The 21579-nt window shown below is 49.7% G+C and carries 14 protein-coding genes; 3 read left to right on the forward strand and 11 right to left on the reverse strand.

Going from position 1 to position 21579, the window contains the following annotated elements:
- The first annotated feature begins 9 nt into the window (after positions 1–9).
- From MEALZ_RS07765 to MEALZ_RS07775, 3 genes are all read left to right on the forward strand, one after another.
- Positions 10–804 (forward strand): ferritin-like domain-containing protein, encoded by a 795-nt coding sequence (locus MEALZ_RS07765; RefSeq protein WP_014148074.1) that lies wholly within the window; start codon positions 10–12, stop codon positions 802–804.
- Entirely contained in the window at positions 773–1987 is a 1215-nt protein-coding gene (locus MEALZ_RS07770; protein WP_014148075.1) for an NnrS family protein, read from the forward strand. Before MEALZ_RS07765 ends, MEALZ_RS07770 begins: the two co-directional genes overlap by 32 nt.
- Before the next feature lie 118 nt (positions 1988–2105).
- Positions 2106–2390 (forward strand): hypothetical protein, encoded by a 285-nt coding sequence (locus MEALZ_RS07775; RefSeq protein WP_014148076.1) that lies wholly within the window; start codon positions 2106–2108, stop codon positions 2388–2390.
- Positions 2391–2699: 309 nt separating this feature from the next.
- Here MEALZ_RS07775 and MEALZ_RS07780 read toward each other — a convergent pair whose 3' ends face one another.
- From MEALZ_RS07780 to MEALZ_RS07830, 11 genes are all read right to left on the reverse strand, one after another.
- Positions 2700–3788: a hypothetical protein gene (locus MEALZ_RS07780; RefSeq protein WP_014148078.1), complete on the reverse strand. Its 1089-nt coding sequence runs from the start codon at positions 3786–3788 to the stop codon at positions 2700–2702.
- A gap of 83 nt (positions 3789–3871) precedes the next feature.
- Positions 3872–4063: a hypothetical protein gene (locus tag MEALZ_RS07785; protein WP_223842316.1), complete on the reverse strand. Its 192-nt coding sequence runs from the start codon at positions 4061–4063 to the stop codon at positions 3872–3874.
- An 842-nt stretch (positions 4064–4905) separates the two neighbouring features.
- Positions 4906–8367 (reverse strand): mechanosensitive ion channel domain-containing protein, encoded by a 3462-nt coding sequence (locus MEALZ_RS07790; protein ID WP_014148079.1) that lies wholly within the window; start codon positions 8365–8367, stop codon positions 4906–4908.
- Between the two features lie 241 nt (positions 8368–8608).
- Positions 8609–9907: a TRAP transporter large permease gene (locus MEALZ_RS07795; protein ID WP_014148080.1), complete on the reverse strand. Its 1299-nt coding sequence runs from the start codon at positions 9905–9907 to the stop codon at positions 8609–8611.
- The gene (locus MEALZ_RS07800; protein ID WP_014148081.1) at positions 9907–10386 is read right to left on the reverse strand and encodes a TRAP transporter small permease; all 480 of its coding nucleotides are present in this window, start codon (positions 10384–10386) and stop codon (positions 9907–9909) included. The genes MEALZ_RS07795 and MEALZ_RS07800 overlap by 1 nt, the downstream gene beginning before the upstream one ends.
- Positions 10387–10390: 4 nt before the next feature.
- Positions 10391–11395, reverse strand: a complete 1005-nt coding sequence (locus MEALZ_RS07805; protein WP_014148082.1) for a TRAP transporter substrate-binding protein — start codon at positions 11393–11395, stop codon at positions 10391–10393.
- Between the two features lie 3 nt (positions 11396–11398).
- Positions 11399–12259 carry a TRAP transporter TatT component family protein gene (locus MEALZ_RS07810; RefSeq protein ID WP_014148083.1) on the reverse strand — a complete coding sequence of 287 codons (861 nt, stop codon included), beginning with the start codon at positions 12257–12259 and terminating at the stop codon, positions 11399–11401.
- A gap of 155 nt (positions 12260–12414) precedes the next feature.
- Positions 12415–12840 carry an acyl-CoA thioesterase gene (locus MEALZ_RS07815; protein WP_014148084.1) on the reverse strand — a complete coding sequence of 142 codons (426 nt, stop codon included), beginning with the start codon at positions 12838–12840 and terminating at the stop codon, positions 12415–12417.
- Position 12841: 1 nt separating this feature from the next.
- Positions 12842–18670, reverse strand: coding sequence for a type I polyketide synthase (locus MEALZ_RS07820; RefSeq protein ID WP_014148085.1), 5829 nt, complete (start codon positions 18668–18670; stop codon positions 12842–12844).
- A complete protein-coding gene (locus tag MEALZ_RS07825; RefSeq protein WP_014148086.1) occupies positions 18667–19608 on the reverse strand; it encodes an RnfABCDGE type electron transport complex subunit D in 942 nt (313 codons plus the stop codon). The genes MEALZ_RS07820 and MEALZ_RS07825 overlap by 4 nt, the downstream gene beginning before the upstream one ends.
- The gene (locus tag MEALZ_RS07830) at positions 19605–21560 is read right to left on the reverse strand and encodes a CRTAC1 family protein (protein WP_014148087.1); all 1956 of its coding nucleotides are present in this window, start codon (positions 21558–21560) and stop codon (positions 19605–19607) included. Before MEALZ_RS07830 ends, MEALZ_RS07825 begins: the two co-directional genes overlap by 4 nt.
- Between the last annotated feature and the right edge of the window lie 19 nt (positions 21561–21579).

A 21579-nucleotide genomic window follows, 5' to 3' on the forward strand; every position in this document is an offset into this window, starting at 1 on the left:
TCCTTGGTAATGAAAAACATATTTCGAATAGCCGAAAACTGCTTGTTCCAAGCCTCGATTCCGGAAAAACTGTTGCACACTCATCAGGCTTGGCGGTACTGCGAGGACGACTTACTAAGCTATGAGTCGGTAGATACGCCAAAGACTATTGAAGCTACGCAATTTCCCGATAAACCTCGGTTATTGTCGCCGAAACAAATGCCGCGTCGGCAATTAACGACTCCAGAAGGCCTTGCAGCTTTTTTTCATGCTTTGGCGCATATCGAGTTCGTTGCAATTTATCTAGCCTGGGATATTATTTACCGATTTCGCGGCTTGCCCAACGAATTTTATCGGGATTGGCTACACGTGGCCGATGAAGAGGCGCAACATTTTACGTTATTAAGCGACCATCTTGCGACACTCGGTTGCGATTATGGCGATTTGCCGGCACATGGCGGTTTATGGGATCATGCTCAAGATACCCAGGGGGATTTATTGGCAAGATTGGCTATTGTGCCGCGTTGCTTGGAAGCGCGCGGTCTGGATGTGACGCCGTCGATGATCGAAAAACTTGAAGCATTGGGTCATACTGAAGGCGTGGCGATTTTAACCCGAATTTTGAATGATGAAGTCGGTCATGTGCAATTAGGTTCGAAATGGTTCGATTATCAGTGCCGCCAACAATCGCTCGCTCCTAGCGAAACCTATAAAAAACTCATCAATCATTACTTCAAAGGCAAACCGAAAGGCCCGTTTAATCGCGAAATGCGTATAATCGCAGGTTTCTCGGATGCTGAACTGGATTGGCTGGAATATGAATAAGAACGATAATGCCTCGACGCCTGTATTTGATTACCCGGTCTTTGGCTTGGGATTCAGGCCATTTTTTATATTGGCCGGTTTATTCGCGTTATTGCTGATTTTGTTATGGAATGCCATCTATAAAGGCGAATTATCGGTTCAAAATTATTATGCGCCAAATATCTGGCATGCGCATGAAATGCTGGCTGGTTATTCGGTGGCTGTCATTGCCGGCTTTTTGTTAACTGCCGTGAAAAATTGGACCGGACAGGCAACGGCCAGCGGTGATCGTTTGGCCGGACTTTGTTTACTTTGGTTGTACGGCCGAATTTTACCGTTCTATGCCGAGTTATTACCGGATTTTATGATCGCGTTGACCGATTTTGCATTTTTGCCAGTGTTGGCTTATTCGGTTAGTCGGCCGATTCTGCGATCAGGTCATAACAAGAGCTTGGTTTTCATAGTCTTGTTGGCGTTGATGACGGCGGCTAATGCCTTGGTTCACCTTGAAATGCTTGATGTTTACGAAAGTACGGCCATGTTGGGACTCAACATGCTCCTAGCGATTATCATCGTGATGATTCTTGTCGTTGCCGGACGTGTTTTTCCGTTTTTTACCGAACGCGGTTTAAAGGGCGTTATCGCGATTCGGAATCCGCTTTTAGACGTCTTGTCGATTGTTTCAGCCGCCTCGGTTTTCTTGTTGCAAATGGCTGGTATATCCGGGCACATTCTTGCTGTGAGTGCGATTGCCGCTTTGGTAGTCAATCTTGTGCGTATTGCCGGTTGGCATGTGCGACAAGTTTGGTATGTGCCGCTGCTGTGGATATTATATATAGGTTATGGATGGATCCTGCTGGGATTGGCCTTAAGCGCTTTGGCGGCTTATGCAATAATTTCCTATTCTTTGGTTTTGCATGCATTTACGCTTGGCGGAATTGGTGTGTTGACCTTGGGCATGATGGTCAGAGTGTCACTGGGGCATACAGGGCGAGTTATGAAGGTTTCGAATGTCATTGTCACCGCTTTTGTTCTGTTGAATTTATCCGCTTTCGGTAGGGTTATTCTTCCCGCTTTGTTACCTGCTTGGTATGGTCAGTTTGTTTATATCTCGACACTGGCTTGGTTGGCGGCCTTTGCTCTGTTTGTGTTTGTTTACGCGCCGATTTTATTAGCGCCTAGACCCGATGGAAAACCCGATTAGAAAAGAGTGGGTAATATTTACGGGATTGCGCGTTCGGCATAGGGAAATACCGGCTCTTTTATGACAAAGAGACGATGTAGGTTGGATGTTTTTTAAAAATTAACTCATTGGAGATTGTATGGCTGAAACTGTAGATGAATTGACTGTCACCTACGAAGATGGCGGTATTGAAACCGTCAAGGAACTCGATAAAAAAGTATTGAGTAAAGGCGCATGGGCGACGGTGATCTATCGCTACCAAGATTGGGATCGCAAGAAGGAAGCCTACGGCCCCGATAAATATACGATTCGCCGTTATCAAAAGCGCAACGGCGAATATCAGCAAAAATCCAAATTCAATATTTCCAGTAAAGATCAAGCCAAAAGTATCATTGCTGCGTTGCAGGAATGGAACGAGGAATGATCCGCTTTTTCCTATTCCATTGTGTAACAAAAATCGGCGCCGGCGCGCCCGTCAAAGACCCTGTACATAGCATTCATGAAGGCCTGGCAATCAACTTCGTATGATGAAAGCACTCGGGGAGGTTAGGGTGCGGTCCTAGCCTGTCGAAAGACTGATCTAGTCCGTTATTATTTTCCCCGATTTTTGGCTTTTATGTTTAAAAAATTCTTGGCGCTTTTTTCTTACCGTATAAGGGATATTCTTCTCCTCCGAGTGTGCTAGATCTACTTGAAATGCTTTATTTAATGCCTGGTCAATCACCGCTTCTTTTCAACTGCCACGTAAAGCAGGAATCAATATCACGGAGCGATTCATGTCGGCTTGCGGACTGCGTTCAAGCATGTATTTATAATTTCCAAACAGCGTTTCAATAATATCGCTACTGCTTAACAACGGCAGTTCGGTCAGCTCTGCTTGAATCTGCACATGCTTTTTTAACCAAGCTTGTAGGTGTGTTTTGACTTTAGAATTTCGCGGCAATGTTTTTGATAATTGGTAACATTGTTGGTAGGTGACTTTGTTAAGCCCTTTGTTTTTAATGATTTCCATCACCTCTGAGACTATTTTAGTCGTCAACGCGAAGCGCTCAATAAAGGGTTTCATCCGTAAAAAGCCCGGAAACACCGTCCGTAATTTAGCTAACACGCTGCCTTTCTTCGCGCCGCCTTTAACGGCAAAGACATCCAGCATTTTAGCCCCCCATTCACCGAGTTTACTGATGCTTTGAAAACGCCCTTTAGTCCGTAATTTAGGGGGTGTCAAACAGGCAAATTCTGTCTGTCTCAGGCATTTCGCACCTTGACCCAGTGCCGCAGTAAAGGCTTTATAATCCGCTGTTTTTTCAAATTGACTTTTCAGCGCGCTGGCCATGCAGTGACCGATGTCATCAATGACGGGCACCGGTTTTTCTTGTTTGGCCGACCACTGTCGCACACCTTTTGCTAGCGTGTAGTCGCAGTCTTTAACAATCGCTTGAGGTACGCCGGCGATAGCAAAAATGTCCTCTAAGTCCTGGCAAACCGTCTGATGATTAACCGTTTCACGCACCTTAAGACCGATACATTCACAATCTTGCAATTGAATGGCGCTGCCGCGTTGGCATAGAGACTGTGTTTTTACGCGGAGCACGACCAGTGCTTTTTTAGTCCCTATATCAATGGAGTAATCAATAATCGCAATCCAAGGCTCGCACGTTGGGCACACTTGGCGCAGTAACCCTAAACCAACGCGCAAACTCCAGTTAATCACCGAAGTAAAATGTGGCGTCCACGGTAATTCAAGCGATGTTTGTGAATGAAATAATTCAAGAATGCGCGGAACGCTACGAAAAGAAACCACCGCATCAAGCACGATAAGCACGCATAAAAGTCGCGTTTGCTGAGCTTGTGTTATGTCAATAACCGTTGAAGTATTCGCGGGTACAACAGCAATATCCTGGGTTGCTAGGGTTGACTGATGCTCGAAGGTAATGTTTTTTTTGCTTCGACAAGCTGTTCTAACTGGCAATTATTCCGTTTCAGTTCCGCTATTTTTTTCAAATGACGTTTTTGTGTTTTTCTAAGCTCACGAAGCTCAGCTGCGCGCTCAGTCGCTTTGTTTTTCCATTCATCGCGGCTGTTTAGTAGTTTTGACATTTGAAGCATAGTATTTGGGGGATGGGTTAAAATAAGACCTATTTATACCGCATACAGCGATAATTTTAAATCCACAAGCTGAGGAAATAAAATCACTGTAAAGTGAACAATTATAAGCCATTCAGGTGTGCTTCTTTTAGCTAAGTCATTGATTAGTCGCTTTATGAGCAAAATAAAAGCGGCTTAAGCTGTCGTTTTGGTCAAACGATTGCGTCCAGAATGATTTTAAGTTATTGAATATTAATAAGGTATGTGATTTGATGCATGCGTTTCGACAGCCTAGTGCGGTCCTCGGTAGACGCACCCCATACCTTTTAATCTTAGACGGTTTTTCGACCAAAAGAGAGCAAGTCAGGGCGAACGCATTAAAACAATCAACATATCAATATGTTATCCTGTTTCTTAGAACGCTTAGTCAATTCGGCTTAACTTATGGCACCCCTCCCCGGGCCCCGTCAGCGCGCAGGATGCAGCGGCCTTCGGGTGTCTGCTGACTCGCGCCATCCGGGCGCTCGCACTTCGTGCGCCTTTGGCGTCCCAATCCGCTCCCGGCGGATTGGTCTTTTGGATACTTTTCTTTGGACAAGCAAAGACAAAATCGCTTGGAGCGATTTTGAACAGCTTTAGCTGGCCCGTAGGGCGAAACCCATGAATGGGTTTCGTAGCAGTATCGCGGTTGTCGGTCCGCGAACCGACTACACATAAGCGTCGCGATAGCGACACAAAGCCTTATTTAGGTTTCAAATAAATTAAATCTTATAGTTAACCAGGAAAAAAGGAATATTTTAACTATTTGATTTTCTATAGCGTTTTAATGCGTTTGCCCTGGAGAGTAAGTCCTTTCAGTAGCTCGGAATGTTCGTATTAGGCTCAAAAATCGGAGTCGGCTCGCTTGTCGGTCTTTCGACGATCGAGCGGACATGTATGTCGCGCTGCGGGAATGGAATTTCTATATTATGCTCACGGAAGGCATGATTAATTCGGAAATGGATATCATGGGTAACCGGCAGTCGGTGACCCAATTCGCTAACATAAACCCGTATAGAAAAATCTAAAGAACTATCGCCGAAGCCAAGCATCAACACACTGGGTTCTGGATCTTGCAAAACCAATGGTGTAGATCTAACCGTTTCCAGCATGACTTTATGGGCTAGCTCGATATCGGAACCATAGGCTATACCGATTGGGATCACTACCCGTGTCGTCGGATCGGTCAAGGTCCAATTGATCATTTTTTCGGTGATGAATGCTTTGTTCGGTACGATCAATTCCTTTTGATCCCAATCGGTGATGGTTGTGGCACGCATTTGAATGCGGCTGACTTTGCCGCTGATATCGCTGATAGTCACGGTATCGCCGACTCGTATCGGCCGCTCGAACAGAATAATAATACCGGAAACCATGTTCGCGAAGATCTCTTGCAGACCGAAACCCAAGCCTAAACTGAGTGCGGCGACTAACCATTGCACCTGAGACCAACTGCCGCCTAGTTCATTCGCGACCACGATAAAGCCGATCGAAATCAATAAATATTTGGCCAAGTGATTGACCGCATAGCGAAAACCGGCATCGACCGTTATGCGCCGAAAAATCAACAACTCCATAACGCCCGGAAAATTGCGGATCGCAACACCGACAATGAAGGCATAGAGGCCGGCTAGAAACAAATTGGTCAGGGTTATAGGCTGATAGGCTTCTTGGTTATCAATCATGACGAGGTGTTGCCACAACGTGATGTTGTCGAGAAACGCGAAGGCCGGCAAAATATTTCGCCATATCATCCATGATCCGATAATAAGCGTAAATCCGATAAACACATTCAGTAGCGCTTTGGTTTGGGCATTGATCTTAGGGATATCCAGCAGTTCTTCCTCGGCGGTTACAACATTATCTTCCGAGCCAGTGGTTGTCGGTTTCGAACTTTGCGCGGCAGCAGTCTTGCGTTTTTGTCGTGCGTTTTTCAGGGCTAGTTGGCGGTTAGCCAAAGTTAGCCAACGCAGCACCAAGTCATAAATAATAATACTGATAAATATCATCCTCAGCGTTACGATCAATTTGTGCTGCAATTCCAAAGCGCTTAGATAATAGCCTGCGGCTGCAAATCCGATAATGGTTAGGGGTATGACGACCGACGCTGGATACCAAATATAGCGCGATCGATAAAGCCATCCGTTCGGATTCGTTTCAAGATAATTCTGCAGCACTCCTTTCGATGGCTTGAGGATAATGAATAAAAACGCGGCTAAAGAAAGCATTAAGATAATGACTGCCAGTCGTCCGAGATTATCGCTATGCGATGCTATAGCGGGGCTTCCGCTCAGTTCGGTCAGAAACACGCTCGGCACGGCAACAAATCGTACCCAAGCGATTTGTTTGCGAAATACCCCGGCATTTTTGGCCTTCCATTGAAAATGTTGCTGAGCAACGCCTTCCGGTGCGAACAGTCGGTAAAAAATCGAAAGCGTTAATAACGGTATTGAAGCGGCTTGCAATCCTGCTCCGATTGCTTGACTAAAGTCGGCAACATGAGGATTGTCGACCAATAACCAGCCGACTAAAAAAATCAGGAGGGGCAGAGGCAGTGCTAAAACGAAAATGTCGCCCATCGCGATCAATGTATAGGAAAATTTGTCGGTATAGACTTTTCCGATTCGGTTTGAAATGGCTGTCAATTGCTGTTTGACTTTAGCCTTGATCGTCATGAGTGCGATCAGAATTATTATCGAAAAGGCGCTAAATAGCGATTTGGATAGTGCGGCTTTAACGATGTCTTTTGTAAAGCTTAACCAGTTTAGAGGCGACAGCAGCCATTGAAATGAACCGAATAAGTCGATGAGGTAATGGGTATCGATCGGAGCTGAACTCGGTACCCACAACAAACGTTCATCAAGATAAGCGGCAAATTTTTCAGCTTGACTAAGCATTTGTTGTCTTGCGAAATCCAGATCGCCGAGGCTTCGCAAATAAGTCGTGTAAGCAATCGATAATCGGTTCAATAAATCTTTTTGACTATTCAGTAATACGCGCAATTCGGCCTGTATCATCATTCGTTCATTGGCCGGTAGCTTGCTGTCGACTTCCGAACCCATGATGCTATGCAGTTCCTGATCAATATCAGCCAATTGCTTCAGTCGGTCCTCAACCTTGAATTGCGCAAGACCGGTTTGAGCGGTTTCGTCTTGGATGGTCTGGGATTGAAATGAGAATTGCCCGGAGGTCGGTAAATTACGTCGTTGTTCTCTAAGTATTTTGCCGAGTGCAGGACTGAGTCCGGCTAAGCTGATTTTACGTTCGGCACTTTTGAAATCGGTTTCAATCTCGGCAGATTTGCTATCGATTTTGTTTTTCTGTTCGCCGCTTTGTTCTATCTTGGCTGTGATAGTCTGAAGATCGCGGCTGTATTGAATGTTGTCACGGGTAACGACTTGTATGACCGGATGTTTATCGGCCAATTCCCGTTCGGCTTGATCGAGGGCTTCCTGCATTTCCTTGGCTTCTTGTTGGCGGCGTTCGGACAGGGTGTTTTCTATTGCAGCGATAACCGGGGCGAGCAAATTCTTCTGTATATCCAACAATTGCAGTTCGGATTTGATGGCTTCGGTCCTAAGCGGATTGCTGGCAGCCTCGATTTCCAGTTTTTTTAATTCGGCCGTGCGTGATTCGATCAAGGTTTTTAAATGAATCTGCCGGGCTTCGATTTCCAGCTTCGATTCTGCAGATGTTGGCGGGATTTCGAGCTTATTTCGGGCGGCATCGAGATCTTGTTTGGCCTCAACCGTTTCTTGGCGAATCTGCTGCGGACGATTGTTTTGTTCGGCTAAGAGCGCGTCGAGTCTTTTGATTTGTTGGTCGAGGTTGCTAATTTTGCCTTTTTCGATAATCAGGCGTTGCTCGAGTTCTTCGATGGGGATGTGACTGAAGTCCTCTTGCTTTTGTTTCTCCAGTTTTTGTTGGGTTTGTTTGATTTCATTTTGTAAGGTTTTAATTCTATCGGGCGCTTGTTGCAGGGCTTTTTGATAGTTTTCGCTGCGAAAATTAAACTCTCCGGTATTGGCAAGATTGTCTAAAGCAGATTGATAATATTTAAGTGTTTTGGTTTTTACGCCTTCGTCGAGGCCTTCCCGTGCGGTCAGTGCTTCGATTTTGTTGCGTAGATTCTCCGGGACATATTCGGATGTTACTGGCTTGCCGGTTTGGCTTTGAGCCAAAACGACTTGGGGCAATAAGCCGCTTAGTAAAATAAAATTAAGCAAGAGAATAATAAACAAGGATATCGCTTGGTTCGTTGAGTAGATAATTTTCATCGTTGATGGACGGTTTGATAACAAGAAATAAAGTGGACCCCAACGTCAATACAGAAAATGGTCGGCTACTCACTTAACTCGGGACAGTTTAAGGTTAATCCGTTCGGGTGAGCCTGTCGAAGGGCTCAAGGCGAACGGTTAATCCTTAGTGCTTTTGTCCCGCCTTAAGTGGGAAGTCAAATGGTCTAATTTAAGATGGAACCTGCTCTTTAAAAATAAATCATTTAATGCCTTCATAAAGTTAACTAATTTTTGAGTATGAAGGGAGTAGCCAAGCCGGCAAGCCTAATGTGAGCGCCGGCCAATAAGTGATGATCAGCACGGCCAACAGCAGAATGAAGAAAAAAGGCAATGTGGCTTGGTATAGCTGTAATAGAGGTCGCTGGAACCGGTAACTGGCGATAAACAAGTTCATGCCTACCGGCGGCGTGAAATAGCCGATTTGCATATTCGCCAGAAAAATAATGCCCAAATGCACGGGGTCTACGCCGTAACCGACCGCGATCGGCAGCAGTAACGGAATCATGATGACCAACGCGGCGAAAATGTCGAGCATCATGCCCAAGATCAGCAAAAACACGTTCAGCGCGATAAGAAAGGTCAATCGGCTCGAGATGTGATCGTGAACGAATTCGAATAAACGCCCCGGCACATCGGCATCGATCATCACGTTCGTCGAGGCCAGCGAAACGCCTAAAATCACCAGAATGCCTCCGACCATGACCATTGCGCTTCGCATCACGGCAGGCAATTGGCTTAGACTGATTTCGCGGTGAATCAAGACTTCGACGATCAGCACATAGACCGTCGTGACTGCGGCCGCTTCCGATACCGCGAAATAGCCGCTGTAAATGCCGCCCAGCACGATAAACGGCAAAGGCAGTTCCCAGCGCGATTCGCGCAAAGCCTGCCAGGCTTCGTTTACGGTGAATCGGGTCAGTCCTATTTTGCGGTTACGCCAATAACTCCAAGCCGACAACATGATTAGCATCAGCAGGCCCGGCATCACGCCGGCCAAAAACAACTCATCGATCGTAAACGGCCGGCCCACGCTCATTTGCTGGGCGATAACGCCGTATAATATCAGCGGTAATGAAGGGGCGAACAGTAAACCCAAGCTGCCGGATGTCGTCACCAAGCCGAGGCTGAAATTTTCACGGTAACCGGCTTTGATCAAGGCCGGATAAAGTAAGGCGCCCAATGCGACGATTGTGACGCCCGAAGCGCCGGTAAACGCCGTCAACAATGCGCAAGCCGTTAATGAAACCATGGCCAGGCCGCCGGGCAACCAGCCCAGCAGCGCTTGTGTCAGGCGCATCAGCCTTGCCGGTGCTTGGCTTTCGCTTAATAAGAAACCTGCAAACGTAAACAGCGGAATTGCCAGCAATATCGACATATCGGCCAATCGATAAAATTCGATCGCCACGACCATTAAGTCGATTTCGTTATGATAAAAACCGAGTAGGGCGCTGGCGGCGATAATCGCGAACAATGGAGTGCCCAATAGCGCCAGAATAATTAGCGCAACTACGATGAGCATCAGGGCGCCTCTCTATCCATCAAGGCCGAAATTCCATGCAACACAAAGCGCAGACTCATGATGCCGAAGCCGAATGGGATAATGAGTTGGCAAATCCACACAGGAACCGAGGCGAATGCCGTAGTCGCATCTTGATAGTCCATCAACGTCAATCGCGCGCCTTGCCAAGCCAGTAGTGCGCAAATGATAGCGGTAAACCAGTGGCTGATGAGTTGAGCGGGTATTTTCAGAAATGGGGGCAGGTACTTGCTAAGGACATCGATGCTGATATGGTTATTATCGCGGGTTGCGGCCATCGCCCCGAGCAGCGCGATCCATAGCACTAGGATACGCAGCAGCGGGTCGGCCCAGTCCAAGCCGGCGCCCCAAACGTTTCGCAGCACGACCTGGCCGATGGCCAGCAAAATCATCGCGGCGAGTACTAACGCCAAAATACCGTCTTCTAGCCGCCTTAAACCGTTGGTGAGACGCCGACACATGGAGCTAGTGGACTGAGCCTTGGCGAAAGTCGTTTAAATGCCGTCTTAGGGTCTCGATAATCGATTGGCTGAGAATGCCTTCCCGTTCCATTTTCGATTTAGTGTCTTCGAGCATCGCCTGCCAGTTTTTTCGATCGTTTTCATCGGTTGCGACGAATTGAATGCCTTGGTTGCGTAAAACCCTGAGCGCTTCGGCATTATCGCGGCGATTGATACTGTTGAATTCCTTATAAACCGCGCCGATTACATCGCGAACGATTCGTTGATCGTCCGGCCTTAATCGCGAGAAGGCCCGTGCTTGAACGATCATCGTGCCGTACAAATAAGCCAACGGTTCATCGGTAACAAATTTGACGCGGGCGTGCCATTGCAGCGCAATCGCGCCCATCGGCGAGCTGGCGACCGTATTGATCAGGCCGGTTTGCAGTGCGGTCATTACGTCGGTTAACGGCAGCGATATCGGGGATACGCCGATGGTTTGAAAAGCGCTTCGGCTGATGTAATCGCCTTCGGGAATCCATATCTTTTGGCCTTTCAGGTCTTCGACCCGCGACACCGGTTTGTCCGACATCAAATAGGCAAAACCGCCTTCGCTCAGACCGAAGCTGATAAAACCGTTTTGCTCGAGTCCCTTGACGATCAAATCGTCCATGCGCGAGCGCACATAATCGACTTCGTCGAAAGAGCGAAAAATCAACGGCAAGCTATACACCTGCGAATCCGGGTAAATGTCCTTCAAACCGCCGCCGGGAATAATGCCGCCTTGTAATTGATTGACATTGATTTTACGCATCACGCTGGCGTCGTTGCCCATGATACCGCCCGGGTAAAACCGAAAGGTAACGCGACCGTTCGTGCGCCGTTTAATCTCGTCGGCAGCTTCGCGCATTTTTTCCATCCAGACCGTACCGTCCGGCGAAGCTGTTGCGATTTTGAGCATTTGCGATAGGGCCGGCGGCGAAAAAACCGTCAGGCACATTAAAAACAGAGTCGCGATTAAATGATGCATAAGTCACTCTTGGAAGTAGCTGTCGGATTCGGCCAGTAATTGTTGGGCTTCTTGTTGCGCCATGGTATTGGAAAGGGACAGGCCCGGCACATTCGGGTCAGCCTGCAGTACTTCGCGCAGCAAACGGTCGTGGAGATCACGATCATACAGCATCCGAGCATAATTGCGTGCCAAGGCGACCTTGACGGCCAGATCGTTACCGCGCGACAGTTCTATCGCGCGCTCGAAATGGCTTTTAGCGGTTTCCGGATCGCCGCCCAAAGCCGGCGATAATTGCGAGCGGAGCAGTCCCAGATAGAAATGCGCCCGTCCGGAATCGAAGGACTCGTCCAATTCGAGTATTCTTTCGAATAACGATTCGATTTTCGGTCGGTCGGCAATCGCATCCCAATCGCGGCTGTGAGCTTGCAGCCACGAAGCCCAAGTCAGTCCGTAGGTGTACAGAACATTCAAGGATGCACGATCGGCATTTTGCAAAGCCGGTGCGAAAGCGTCATGAGGCAATCGGTCGATCCGACATAGGGAGGGCCGTTCCAAACACAGAGCCCGTTCGGCGTAAGCGCGCGCTTTATTGCTGAGGTTACGGGCACGGGACGTCTCCCTCACCAATTCCGATGCATACAATGCATAGAGCTTAGCGCCGGAAACCAGCAGGTCCGTATTTTCCGGTTGTTGCTCGATCAATCCGTCGGTCATCAATAGATAAGCCGGCAAGCCTTCGCGCACGATCTCGATGTCGTTCTGATCGAGAATTGCCGAGGACAGAGAGTCGGAAAGGTTTTGAAGGGAAGCGCTCACGCAGCCCATCAAAAACGCCGATAAAACCGGCAATAAAATAAATCGGGTTATTTTCGCTATGGGCATAGGATTATTCAGAAAAATTCGATATTCGGCCGGTCATTATACCTTTATTGATCAGCGAAAGAATACAGAAGCTAAAAGCGGATCGCTAAAGAGTAGCATCTATAATCGCTGCTTCGGGGTTGCATAAATTCGGAGTTGAATCCAAGATTGAATTTTCAGATTTCAAATTCGTATAACGCCAAGCGTAGCGATTGAGGAAGTGGCGTAGGGCGCATTGTCGTTCCCTCTTTCATCATAGAGGCGATTTGTTGTTCGCCGCTGGCGATCAATTCTTCAGTGTTTTCTTGACGGACTCTTAGATAATCAAATTTCATCGTAACGCGATTTTGTGTGATCTGAGTTGCAAACATTTTTATGAGCACTTCGTCCAATGCGAACAACTCCTGAAAATATTCGCACGATACCCGCGTCGTTACTAGGCTTAACCCTTGCCCAAGCGCATCGATCACGTCGGGTGCATAATCGCGTAGAAATATTTCACGTACTCGGCCTTGCCAACGTATATGGTTGGCGAAATAGACATTGCCGACCAAGTTGGTTTCTTCAAAACTAACGATGTGCCGATATTCGTAGGCTTTCATATTACTTCCCGAATGCTGCCGGCGATTTTGATTGGCGATTTTGTTCGATCAATACCGAAAACATCAATGGCGAAGAAGTGCCTTTGAGCTTTGCGATGTAGGTGGCAATGACGAAAGGGCCGGCTGTAAAAGTGACCCATCCGTCTTTTTCAGCCGATTGTAAGGTCAACGGGTGATTGGCGCTTGCGCCTGCTTTTTTCAAGCATTCGATGGCACCCCAAACGCGGGTCGCCGTTCGATCCAGGTTTTCTCCGAATTGTTCGACGGTCAACCGCGCCAATGCAAAGCGTTCTTTGCCGAGTAAGTCTTCCCACGCGGTAATCGGCCGATCGGTAACGGTTTCTAAATCGCAAGCGACTTGTGATTCGCTTGTAACCGCGAAAACCCAACCCTCAGCATGTGCTACGGAAATCGTTCGGCCATCGACGGATTCGGGTTTGCCGTCGCTACGGCGCAAAATAGTGTTTTTATTGCCCAAGGCCAATTGGATTGCAGTCTTGGTCGGTTCTTCGGCAGCATGGCTGTCTTTGCGTAACAAGACGAAGTTCAAATCGTGTGGTTTAACGATTGCATAAATCTTGCGCTGCAGATAAGGCGCAATTAAACCAACAGGCCAAGTTTCCCAATCGATGTTCGTAATCTCGCGCAAATGTAGGCCTTGCCAAATTTCTTTCAAAAAGCCCGCATGGCTTCGAATTTCGAGGTCGTAGCAAAATTCATCGTGTCGTTGCCACCGTTCTCGGGCTAAGACATATATCGGGCCGTCGATATTCAAGTCTTTCGGTATCCAGCGTTCTAAGGCGGTGGGTAACACGATTGCATGCGGAATGCAGGCTTGAATCGCGTGGAGGGCTGCATCTCGAGTACCGGGATCGCCTATCAGTAAGGTTTGCGGCAAAAAGCGGGCAAACCAAGTTTCTTTCGAAAGGTCTGTGCCGATATCGGCAGTACATTGAAATGCGGAAAGCTGCCGATAGGCTTTTACTTGTCGAAAGCGGCCATCTTGAAAAAATAAAGGGCCGTAAAGTTCGGCGTCCGGGTCGATGGCTATTTTATGTGGATTAGTTGAATTCTCCTGAGCTGCTTCGTCGCGATAATTATTCGGACAGGCATCGAATCTTAATATCGCATGGAAGTGATCGATTTGGAATGCGGTCTGGCTGAAACGTAGAGCGACCTCGATGCTCTGGTCCTCTTTAACTAAAGCAACGGTGCGCAACGTAACGATCTCGTTGGGAGGCACTACGATCGGGTGGGCAAAACGCAAGTCCTGGAAGGAAGGAGTTTCAGTCCGGCCAGTGACCGACCGGGCTGCTTGCACCATAGCTTCCATTCCGATGACAGCCGGAAAAATATGTTCGCCTTGGTAAACATGATCGTTCAAATAAGGATCGTTGTTTAATGAAATTTCAGAATCGGTCACTAATTCGATTCCCGGATAAAATAGCCCGGGCTTTTCTATAAATCGAAGAAAAGGTAATTCGTTGGTCGGCAGAACCGGCAAAGGCGGAGTAATGCCTAAACGGCCGCTTATTACCACGTTTGAACTCGGCAATTCCAAATCCAGCAACCGGTTCAACCATTCGATGCCTTGTTCCGGCGATATCGGGCTAATCCCTTCACGTAATAAAGTGTCGATACGGCCTAAGCGCTCACCCATGCCGACGCCCGACCATATAGACCATTCGAGAGAAAGGCAACGACAAGCGGGGTTACGCTCTTTGAACGAATCGGTTTCATGGCTCAGCCAAGCATTCGCCAATGCATAATCTGCTTCGCCACGCATTCCAACGCGGCCAATAATCGAGCTGAAGTTAATTAATAGCTTGAGTTTGCCGGAGTCGACCGATGCCAGTAGATGCTTAAGGCCGGATATTTTGGGAGACAATGTGCGCTTTAGAATCTCAATATCCAAGTCGTGGATCAATCTGGGCTCATTGACGCCTGCGCCATGTAAAATAGCGGTAATCGCGCCGAATTCGGATTCCGCTTGCTTTACGGCGTTGTGAATACTATCCGCATCGCCGACATCGGCGGCATAATAGCGGAATGCTATGTCGGCCTCACTGAAACGCATCAGGTTTTCATCTAACACGGTATCGTTTTCCGGTAATGCGCGTCCCAAGAGTATCAAGCGTAGACCATGCACGCGCGCCAGCGAAAAGGCGCATTCGGCGGCGATGCCTTTACCGCCGCCACTGACTAACAGCACATCGCCCGATGTTAATAACGAATTTCCGCTATCGTCGGCAAGAGTGGCAATTAAACGCAAAACCCGTTCCGATCGTTGTCCTGAACTATCGTAAATCGCTTCACAAAAACCGTCGGCAGCAAGCGTTTCGGCAACAATCCAAGATAACGCTTCTTGGCGATAGGGCGTATCGATAACGCTAACGGATAATCCATCGGCTTCTTCAAACAAGGTTCTTGCAAATGCCGAGGCAAAACCGTTGTGCTGAACCAGAATGAAAGACCTTGGCGTTCCGTCTTGTTCCAACGCGACTTGTGCCGCATCCAACAGTAATCGGTCGTATCCGGAGTCTGGGGTGGGAGGGAGACAGAGCAAAACGCCCGTGCCGCCGATCGACTCAAGCCGCTTTAATAAAGGGGCGGCCAGTATATGATCTTCAGGGGCAAATACACGCCAAGACGAAGGCTGTTGTCTTTGACGGTCATTAGAAGAGGGCTTGGCTGGCTTTAATTCGCAGGGGCGCTGTTCGATAGTGAAGGCTCTTACCCAATTTTCTAGTCCTTGAGGCGCTGTATGTCGTTCGATATCGGCGTCATTATTAACGGTGCGCATCGATTCCAGAAATCGGGCTGCTTGGCCAACGGTGGCGTGTGCGTATTCCGTCGGCGCCAACGAAACCGGCAGATTCAGTTTCCGTGCGGCGTCGGCCATAATTTGTCCGATGCTGATCGAGTTAAGATGCAAATCCCGTAATAAATGATGTTGGTCTTGAATTTCCGAAGCGGGCAGTTCAACTTTTTGAGCCAGCATTTGACGAAGTAACTGTAAAGCGTCGAGGCGTTCGGAGGTTTTCGGTAAAGCCTCATTCCGCGGATCACGGATAAGGGCTTCGGTGTTCGTTTTCGGCGCCGAGTCGTTTAAACGGTTTTCGATAGTATCTGTTGGTGCTGCCTCGCAAGGGTTGGATAAAAACGACAAGGGTCGTAACGGGTCGAAATACCGTGTAAATCGATCCGCGAACAAGCCTCGGGTTTTGATTGGCTGCCCAAGTGCGTAAGCCGCGCCGATTGCCATGAGCAGCCCTTGTAAAGACGGCCCCGAGGAATCGAGCGCCACGACAGGCGTGGTGTGGTCGGTTTTAAGTAAGCCGCTGAGTATGCGTCCAGGGCCGACTTCCAGACAAAGATCGCAATGCGGTAGCAGTTTGGTGAGCGCTTCGGTGAAACGAACCGGAGAAGTTAATTGTTCCCCAAGATGTTTTGGAAAATGAATGTCCGACAAAAAACCGCCAGTTACGGTCGATACGACGGGCCGGATAATTGAATGAAAATTCTCGGATTCCAGAGACCGGGTCAATTGCTCGGCGGCAAGCGCCATCGAAGGCGAATGAAAGGCATGTGTAATCGGTAACAGGGTAAATGCAATATCTTGCGCTTGAGCGAGAGTCATCACACGGCGAATGGCATCGGTATCGCCGGCTATCACGCATTGGTTACTGCTGTTCAAACCGGCAACGACGACGCCGGATTCTTGGCCGATTAGCGCTTGCGTGTTGGCTTCATTGGCTCCTATAACCGCCATTGCACCTTCAGACCGTTTATCGGCAGACATGATCGCGCCACGCCGGCGAACGATGCGCATCAAAGCCTGTTCGTCTAAAGCGCCGGCCCAATGCAGGGCAGTTAATTCGCCCAAGCTGTGACCAGCTGCTATTTGCGCTTCGATACCGACGGCGTCAAGTAAGCGCAAGCCTGCGATTTCAGCGAGGGCGATCGCCGGTTGAGCATGACCGGTATCTTCAGGATCGCCTGGTAGCGGCGGTTGTTGGTCATAATATAAGCTGTCGATTTCGCTAAAGCGTTTGCCCATCGCGCCGCCTGTGAACCGTACAGGCGAAGCTTGGCCGGGAAATAAAAAGGCGATGCGCGGAGCCGTTTCGCCACAGCCTAAAAACACGCCTGCTTCGGTATCGAATCCGGAGCTTTTTTCTTCGTCAAGCCAACCGTGCAAAATGCCGAGGTTTTCTTCCAGTTGTTTCGGAGTTGCAGCGACGACAGCAGCGCGGACGCTGCAGGGCTTGATCGCGTTTGTCAGCGCGGCGGCCAAATCGGTCAATTCGGCATAAGAAAGAGAAGGTGCTAATTGCCGCAAGTGTTCGGTCGATTCGATTAGAGCGACCGGGGTTTCGGCGCAGAAAATAAACAACTCGCAATCTTGTCGGCTGCGTATTAGTGCGGTTTCGCGTGACGTTAAGCTTTTTCGGCGAGCCGTCGATGCGCCTTCCAAGGTGACATGTACATTAATACCGCCGAAACCGAAAGAACTGACACCGGCTCTTAACGGCTGTTCTTCTGGCCAGCTAACGCCTGTTTCCAGAAGGCGTAGATTTCCTTGCTCGAATACCCGATGAGGACTGTCGATGGCGGTGGCGGGTGGTAAAATTTGGCTATGCAAAGCCATGAGTGCTTTTGTGAGTCCGGCCATGCCCGCCGCGGCCTTGGTATGGCCGATATTGGCTTTTATCGAACCGATCGTTGCGGGTGTTCGGTTGTCCGCCAGTAATTCGGACAAAGCATTCAGTTCGACTTCATCGCCGACCGCCGTGCCGGTGCCGTGACCTTCAAACAAAGGCACGGTGCCGATTCCATAGCCGGCTCGCCGGTAAGCGCGTTGCATGGCGAGTTGTTGTCCCGATAGTTCAGGGCGGGTCATGCCTCCGCTGCCGTCGGATGAAATTCCCCAGCCGCGAATAAAGCCATAACAACGAAGCCCCCTGCCTAAGGCTTCGTCATGTCGCATTAATAAAGCGAAGCCGCAGCCTTCGCCGGGTAAAAATCCGCTTGGATTTCTATCGTAAACCCGCATGCTGCCGCGGGAAAGAGCGCCGACGCGAGAAAAACCGATCAGTTCGAAAGGATCGAGGCTCAAATCGACACCGCCGACCAATGCGGCATCCAAATCGCCCGATTGCAAAGCGGTGCAGGCTTGTGCAACGGCAAGCAACGACGAACTGCAAGCACCGTCAACGGTAAATCCGCCGCCCTGGAAATTGAAAAAGTTGCAGATTCGTCCCGCTATCGTGTTGGCGAGACCGCCTGCCAAGGTTTCCTCGCCGACCGGCTCGAAAGGGGCTTTATAATGTTGTTCCATGAGCCGCAAGAAATCGCGGCGTTTGTCGTTGTCCCAACCTTCGGCGGTCAAGCGTTCGTTTAGCACTCTTTGAACATAGGGCCAGCGCAAACGCATCAAAGCTGCTCGAGAGAACTCTCCGGTCAGCGTATTACCGACAATGACGCCGGTGCTTTCTTTCGGTAAGCCGATACCGTTCGGCAGACCGGCGTCCTCGAGTGCGCGAGCGGCAATATCGAGCGCCAGCCAATGTGTCGTATCGGTGCTACGAAAAGTCGAACCGGCAATGCGGAACTTTTGCCGGTCGAATGAATAACCCTCGAGCACGGCCGCCTCTTTGACGTATATCGAGTCGGAATGCTCGGTCCGGTTCTCTAAATAGTCCTGCAGGTTGAGCCGTTCGGACGGCAAACGCCTAAACGCGCGGCGTTGGGCTAATACGTTTTCCCACAGCGCTTGCGGCGAGTCGGCATCGGGGTAACGGCATGCAATTCCGACAATCGCGATCATTTTCCGGCACTCTCGGCAAGTTGCGCATTCTGGAACAGTCGTTGGCGGTGTGCGATCAGATACAGCCCGGCTCCCCGGCAAGCGCAAACGGCAAATAATGCGATAAACAATCCGAACACGATATTTTCAATCAGCAACAGTGCATAAACGGCGGCAACGGCCAGGCCGAACAGGATTTGGCGGAATGGATTTAAAGGCGTCGTGGCCGGATCCGGAATCATATAAAGCGTAAACAGGATAAAAGCGGCGCTGGTCATGGGAATCAGAGGTACGATCCAAGGAATATCGAAATACCAACTGCGTAGAAAGGCTTGCAGCAAAAAACCGCCGATCCAGGCGATGCATAACGGTAGACGACCGGTAAAATAAGCATGAACAATAATACCGCTGATTAAAATGAACCCCGGAATAATCCAATGCCAAAGGCCGGTGACGTTTTCGGTGAATTGATAGGGCGGAGCGAGGCCGATCCATGGAAATAGCAGCAAGGTTACCGTAATACCGAAATTCGATGGATTGAAAATATGCTGCGAACCTTGACCGACAGGCGCCCTAAAAACGATTTTGGACGCGATCGATAACGCGGAAGCGAAAATCATCGGCCAAAGCAGTTCGTTCGGATAAATCAGCATACCGACAGCAAGCCCCGGTATTAGGGCCGGCAGCAAAAAGATAAATCGGTCCGATAGGCTGTTTCCGTATCGCGGCGCGCGTCGGGTCGAACGGCTATCCACCCACTCCAAGAGCCAATGCGTGAAACACGCGCTTGCCACGGCGACGATCGGTTGCAGACCGGATTGCTCGAATCCGAGCACGGTATGTCCAAGAATCGTCCAAAGCGTAATGAGAGCGGCAAAATAGCCTAATGCGAACAGGCGTAACTTAGGGCTGCCTTTCGGATAAAAAAAACGGGTCGTGATCGTTTCGTTAATATTCATAAATTTTCCGCCTCTGCTTCGCCGAGTATTACAGTGTGCCAGCCCTGTTCGAGGTTGAGCGTCTTACGGTGCATGCTGCCGGCTTGTCCGCGCCAACGCAGTTCAATCTCCAAAGGAGCATTACCGGACAGTTTTCCAAGTCCGAAATGGAGATCGGGGCTACGTTGACCGGAATGACCGTTTCCACCGTCGACTTGAGCGACTATTTTTTTTCCATTCGGTAAATAAACGGTTGCTTGGGCTCCGATTGCCGGATAAGCGGAAATGTCATGATCCGGATGTCCCTCGATAATTCGAGTATGCGCCGAATCGCCGGCGATTCGAAGGTGTAGACCGATAAAATCGCCGCAGTCAGGGCATTCGTTCCGAAAGAAATACGATCTTTCCCATTGATTGGCTACGACAAAATCCAAGTCGCCGTCTCCGTCGACATCGGCCACGGCAATGCCGCGACTGACCATCGGATCGTCCAGTTGAAGTTCCGATGCTAAATTGTAGAAACGACCGTCCTCGGCGCGCACAAAAAAACCGTTGGCTTCATGGCCACTTAAATCGTCGCCGAGTTTGAAAGAGGGCCAATGCCGAGGATTACTCATCATGCGGTCGTTTCCGGTGCCTAACGCTTGCAATTTTGCCCAACGAGGCGTTTCGCCCTTGACGAAACCGGTCGCGACCAGTGCTTCCGGATAACCGCTGTTATCGAAGTCGGCTAGACGCGTGTCCCAACCCCAACCGGCTCTGGAAAGGCCGAGCTTTTCACTGGCTTGAACATAGGGGGCAACGCCGTCGCGCATGCGTTCCGGCTCGCCGGTGCTCAACCATAATAAATTGCTCTCTTGCAAAGCCCATTCGCTGGTGATATTGCTGACGAATAAATCCAATAGGCCATCGCCGTTGAGATCGCCGAAATCGACGCCCATGCCTTTAAAGGAATCCTGACCCAGCACGAACGATTTCGGCGTGGCGAGGCCCGCTTTACCGCGCAATTCGACCCAATTTAAGCGCCCCGGGGTCGAACGGTTGTGCAGTAAGCGGTCCGGGCCGAAGTCATGCCCTAAATAAAGTTCCGGCAACAAGTCGCCATCCAAGTCGGCCGCGCCGACCGCCAAGGCCCAGCCGTGCTCGGTCGCCGGGTCGAGCACGCCGGTTACGGCTCGATAACGAACATTGGGTTGTTCACCGCTTTCGGCACCGTCCCAAAGCAATAAATGCGTTTTGCCGCCGCTGAACGAACGGGACTTGGTGTCGTGCATCCGCTCGATGCCTGTGCCGCTTGCATCGAGAATTTGCGCGCCGTCCGAAAAATAGTTGCCGATAACCAAGTCGATATGGCCGTCGCCATCTAAGTCGGCTAGCGTTGCGGCATTGGTAAACCAACGCTCGTTGCCGGGAAAGATATCCACCGGTTTAAAGCTTTCCGCGGTGAGACCGGTGCTATCGCCACGCTGTAAAAAGGCGACCGGAGTGCGCCCCCAGTAATAAATGATAGCATCGAGTAAGCCATCCTCGTTGAGATCGCCGAATAGGCAGCCCATCGGCGCCATCGTCGCGGCATCGAATGCCACGGGCGCCGGATGCAATTCGAATGGCGTATAGCGTTCGCCGGTTTCCGGAACGGGCGCGATGATAACCGAATCGAAGCGCGGATCGACATGGCAGAGATCGTTCGGCAGGCCGTCGCCGTCAAGGTCGCCGAGCGCAACGCTCGCACCGACCGATGAGATCCACGCGGAAATATGTTCCAAGCTTGGATGAACGTTTCTTACCGAACGCGGGTTTTTTCCGGACGGCTCCGGTAACGCCAAGCGGGTAAAGTCGAAGCGTCCGGCGATGGCTTTTCGTTCCGAAGGGCTCAAGCTCGGCGGTTGCATAAAGCCGTAAAGAAGGCCGATCCAAACCAGGGCGGCCAACAGCGTCGCGCGGCGGCGTAGAAGTGGATAAATGCTATTCATATTGCTGGTATCCTCTAAG

The sequence above is a fragment of the Methylotuvimicrobium alcaliphilum 20Z genome, from assembly GCF_000968535.2.
Classification (GTDB): domain Bacteria; phylum Pseudomonadota; class Gammaproteobacteria; order Methylococcales; family Methylomonadaceae; genus Methylotuvimicrobium; species Methylotuvimicrobium alcaliphilum.